1 protein-coding gene is annotated in these 1,556 nt (G+C 40.5%); it reads left to right on the top strand.

From position 1 onward, the window contains the following. Positions 1 to 252: 252 nt before the first annotated feature. Positions 253 to 1,419, top strand: a complete 1,167-nt coding sequence (locus tag ACFIMP_RS09660; protein ID WP_375612608.1) for a tyrosine-type recombinase/integrase — start codon at positions 253 to 255, stop codon at positions 1,417 to 1,419. The last annotated feature ends 137 nt before the right edge of the window (positions 1,420 to 1,556 follow it).

Below are 1,556 nucleotides of genomic sequence, written 5' to 3'. Positions count from 1 at the left end.
TGAATAATATAAAAAATTAGCAAAGGGGCTCCTGATAAACCAAGGTAAACGTGGCGGCTTGTCTTTTTCTGTAAACCTACAACACACTGATTTATAATGATAATTCACTGTTTTGTATGTTGAATGAGAGTCTCGAATAACGTAAGATTCTCTCATTTCAAGTCTGTTTATATTGAATCAAACAAACCCATTTGCTTGCACGGCATAAGCGGGGCTGGCGTGTGGGTAAAACTGTATAAGAAAGGAATGAAAATGGTTCTTATGAATCGTCTTAACGCAAGGGCTGTCGCAACATTGGGAGCTGGCAAATATAATGATGGTGCCGGCTTGATCCTCCATAAGCGTAAAGATGGTGGTGCTCAATGGCTTTATCGTTATACCATTCACGGTCGGCGCCGTGAAATGGGCTTGGGCGCCTTAAGACATGTCTCTTTAAAAAAAGCCCGTGAATTGGCAAACCAATGGCGTGCTGTTTTACATGAGGGTCGTGACCCCATTAAAGAACGCGATAAACAAAAGCGTGAGGCAATGCGTAATCTTCATTATTTAAAAAACATTGCTTTAGATGCTTTTGAAAGCCGTAAAGCTGAATTAAAAAGAGATGGTAAAGCTTGTGATTGGTTTTTACCATTACGCCTTCATATTCTCCCTAAATTGGGCTGTCTGCCCGTTTCAGAGATTACACAAACAGAGATACGCAATACCCTTGCTCCTATCTGGCATACAAAAGCTGCAACAGCAGAGAAAGCACTAAATCGTCTTAATCTTTGTCTCAAACATGCGGCTGCATTAGGGTTAGATGTTGATTTACAAGCAACAGAAAAAGCACGCGCGCTCTTAGGTAAACAACGTCATAAAACCACTAATAGACCTGCAATGGATTGGAAAGATGTTCCCGCCTTTTATCAGTTACTCTGTAAAACACAAAACATAACACAACTGGCTTTGCGCTTGCTTATCCTGACAGGCGTTCGTACCAACCCTTTGCGTCATATTCGTGAAGATCAGATTGAAGATGATGTATGGACTATTCCTGCTGAGAATATGAAAGGTTTGCGTGACGCTACAACAGAATTTCGCGTACCTCTATCATCTGAAGCGCTAAAAGTGATTAAACAAGCCCGTTGTATTTCCAAAAGTAATTTCATTCTGTCTTTTTCCGGTCGTGCTCCCCTTGCTGAGAATTGTATGGCAAAATATATGAGAGACAATAAACTTGAAGCCTGCCCGCATGGTTTTCGTTCTAGTTTACGCAATTGGCTTGCTGAAACAACCGATGCTCCCTATGAGGTCGCTGAAACTATTCTAAGTCATACAGTTGGCGGCAAAGTAGAGCGTGCCTATCGTCGTACTGATTATTTAGAACAGCGCCGTGTCTATATGGATAAATGGGCGGCTTATGTCACTGGTCAATCTTAAGATATGGGGTGCATAACCCCATGATCTGTGGATAACTTTCTCTCTCATTCGCTCTCAATTAGACTCATAAATTATCACATCAGAATTTATATGATAAAATATTGTTTTCTATAAATAAAATACCTTCAAAAATAAAC

The organism is Bartonella sp. AP65SXKL (genome assembly GCF_042195725.1).
Classification (GTDB): Bacteria; Pseudomonadota; Alphaproteobacteria; order Rhizobiales; family Rhizobiaceae; genus Bartonella.
The sequence above is the reverse complement of the archived record's forward strand: the minus strand, read 5'-3'. Positions and strand labels throughout refer to the sequence as shown.

Coding starts and splice junctions, on each gene's coding strand:
- ACFIMP_RS09660 (WP_375612608.1), top strand. CDS start 253: ATGGTTCTTATGAATCGTCTTAACGCAAGGGCTGTCGCAACATTGGGA.